We start from the raw sequence: 2,602 nt of genomic DNA, 5'->3' as shown, positions 1-2,602 counted from the left end.
GGTGATGGCGACGGTGGCGCCCCCTCGCGCCCGCCGCGCCGCGCGGGCGCGCGCCGGTCGTGTCCGGCGCCCCATGGAAGGCGGGGCGCATGGCCGCGATTGACGGGCTGCCGCCCCTGCGCGAGGTGATCGCGCGCCACGGTCTGGCCGCGAGGAAGGCGCTCGGGCAGAACTTCCTGCTCGACCTGAACCTGACGGCAAAGATCGCGCGCTCGGCAGGCGATCTCGCGCACTGCGACGTGCTGGAAGTGGGCCCCGGTCCCGGCGGTCTCACCCGCGCGCTGCTCGCCGAAGGCGCGCGGCATGTGCTGGCCGTGGAGAAGGACGAACGCTGCCTGCCCGCCCTGGCCGAGATCGCCTCCGCCTGGCCGGGGCGGCTGGAGGTCGTCCACGGCGATGCGCTTGAGGTCGACGCGGCGGCCCGGCTGACCCCGCCGATCCGGGTGGTAGCGAACCTTCCCTACAACGTCGGGACCGAGCTTCTGACCGGCTGGCTGACGCCGCCCCGATGGCCGCCCTTCTGGCAGAGCCTGACGCTGATGTTCCAGAAGGAAGTGGCCGAGCGGATCGTGGCCCGGCCGGGGACGAAGGCCTACGGCCGGCTCGCGATCCTCGCGCAGTGGCGGTGCGAGGCGCGGATCGTCATGGTGCTGCCGCCCGAGGCCTTCACGCCCGCGCCCAAGGTCCATTCGGCGGTGGTGCAGCTGACCGCCCTGCCCGCGCCGCGGTTTCCGGCGGACGCGAAGGTGCTGAGCCGGATCGTGGCGGCCGGGTTCAACCAGCGCCGCAAGATGCTCAGGGCGAGCCTCAGGGGCGTCGCGCCGGAGATCGAGGCGAAGCTCGTCGCGGCCGGCATTGCGCCGACCGCGCGGGCCGAGGAAGTGTCACTGGAAGCGTTCTGCACGCTCGCCCGGATCGTCGCGGCGGATTGAGCGGGGGCCTACTCGGCCGCGTCCGCCGAGGGCTCCTTGCCCTCAGCATCGCCGCGCTTTTCCCTGGGCTTGCGCGGCCCGCGCGGCTTCTTCGGCTGTGCCGACGGCTCCGCGGCCGCCGCCTCCGGCGCGTCGGATACGGGCAGCTCCGGCATCATCACGGCGGAGCGGCGCTGTTCCATCCGCGCCTCGGGCGTCTCGACGAGGCCGGGGCCTTCGTCCGCCTCCTCCTCGCGCGCGGGGCCGGCCGGGTGCTGTTCGGGCGCCTCGCGTTCGGCCCGGTCCTCGTAGCGCGGGCGGTGGTGTTGCGGCTGGCGGTCGCCGTTTGGCTGGCCGTGGTGGCCGTTCTGGCCGCCCTGACCCTGCCCGCCATATCCCTGGCCGCCGTTCTGCCCGCCCTCGCCCTGCTGTCCCTGCCGCATCTCGTGTTCGCGGCTCATCTCGCGCTGCGCCTCGCCCAACATCCGCGTGTAGTGCTCGGCATGCTGGAGGAAGTTCTGCTCGGCCACGCGGTCGTTGGACAGCTGCGCGTCGCGGGCCAGCATCAGGTACTTGTCGATGATCTGCTGCGGCGTGCCGCGGACCTTGCCCTCGGGACCCGAGGAGTCGAAGACCCGATTGACGACATTGCCAAGCGAACGCTGCCGGTTCGATTTCGAACGCGAACGGGATTTGGATGATCTCATGTGTTCTTGTCTGTCCGAGCCTAGGGCTGTTCTTCCGCCTGCCCTGTCGGCCTGCGTCGCCACCGTACCGGGCGCGATCGCGGATCGAGATATTTCCGGGCGAGGCGCAGCGGGCAGTGAAAACCACCAGCCCGTCACGAGGTCCTTAATGCACGATGCGCCGCGCCTGACAAGCGGATTCTTCAAGAAAAGGCCAGTTAGCGCGGCCGGAGGCGGGAAACGTGCCGAAATGCCACGGACAGGCCGGCCGCCCCGGACCGCGCGGGAAAGCCCGCTCAGGCCGCGCCGCAGTCCGATCCGTCGCCGGCCTTCACGGCGATCACCACCCGGTCGCGGCCATCGAGGTCGGGGCGCACCTCCGGCGCGGCGAAGCCCTGCGCGACGAGAAGGGCGGCGACCGCCGCCGCCTGCGTCGGCCCGATCTCCACGATCAGCCGTCCCCCGGCCATGAGCCGCGCCCCGGCCCCCGCGGCGATCGCCCGGTAGGCGTCGAGCCCGTCGCCCCCGGGCGTCAGCGCCCCCCGCGGCTCCCAGTCACGCTCCTCGGGCGCGAGCGCGGCCATCTCCGCCTCGGCAAGGTAGGGCGGGTTGGACACGATGAGGTCAAAGCGCCCGGTGACGCCGGCGAACCAGTCCGAGACGAGGAACCGCGCCCGCGCGTCGAGGCCGAGGCGGCCGGCATTCTCCCGCGCGACGTCCAGCGCCGCGGCCGAGATGTCGGTGCCGGTGCCGGTGGCGAAGGGCATCCCCGCGAGGCAGGAAAGGAGGATGCAGCCCGTGCCGGTGCCGAGGTCAAGCATCTTCACGAAGGGGCGTTCCAGCGCCGCCGCGACAAGCAGTTCCGTCTCGGGGCGGGGGTCGAGCGTGTCGCGGGTGACGCGGAAGCTGCGCCCGAAGAAGTCGCGCCGGCCGGTGATCTGGGCGACCGGCTGGCGGGCGGCGCGGGCCGCGACGGCGGCGGCGAAACGTGCCGCTGCCTCGGGC

Annotated in this window: 3 protein-coding genes; 1 reads left to right on the top strand and 2 read right to left on the bottom strand. The window is 72.9% G+C overall.

Annotated elements, in window-relative coordinates:
- Positions 1-89: 89 nt before the first annotated feature.
- Positions 90-932, top strand: a complete 843-nt coding sequence (rsmA, locus tag F9K34_RS18555) for a 16S rRNA (adenine(1518)-N(6)/adenine(1519)-N(6))-dimethyltransferase RsmA (protein ID WP_291338582.1) — start codon at positions 90-92, stop codon at positions 930-932.
- 8 nt (positions 933-940) lie between these two features.
- Here rsmA and F9K34_RS18550 read toward each other — a convergent pair whose 3' ends face one another.
- Together F9K34_RS18550 and prmC are read right to left on the bottom strand one after the other, a co-directional pair.
- Positions 941-1,618 (bottom strand): DUF4167 domain-containing protein, encoded by a 678-nt coding sequence (locus F9K34_RS18550; protein ID WP_291338581.1) that lies wholly within the window; start codon positions 1,616-1,618, stop codon positions 941-943.
- 275 nt (positions 1,619-1,893) lie between these two features.
- Positions 1,894-2,602, bottom strand: a 709-nt coding sequence (prmC, locus tag F9K34_RS18545; RefSeq protein ID WP_291338580.1) for a peptide chain release factor N(5)-glutamine methyltransferase, incomplete at its 5' end; no start/stop codon positions are given.

Origin of the sequence: Albidovulum sp. (genome assembly GCF_008933605.1) — a bacterium.
In the GTDB taxonomy this organism is placed as follows: domain Bacteria; phylum Pseudomonadota; class Alphaproteobacteria; order Rhodobacterales; family Rhodobacteraceae; genus Albidovulum.
This window is presented reverse-complemented; position numbering and strand designations above follow the sequence as displayed.

Coding starts and splice junctions, on each gene's coding strand:
- F9K34_RS18550 (WP_291338581.1), bottom strand. CDS start 1,618: ATGAGATCATCCAAATCCCGTTCGCGTTCGAAATCGAACCGGCAGCGT.
- rsmA (WP_291338582.1), top strand. CDS start 90: ATGGCCGCGATTGACGGGCTGCCGCCCCTGCGCGAGGTGATCGCGCGC.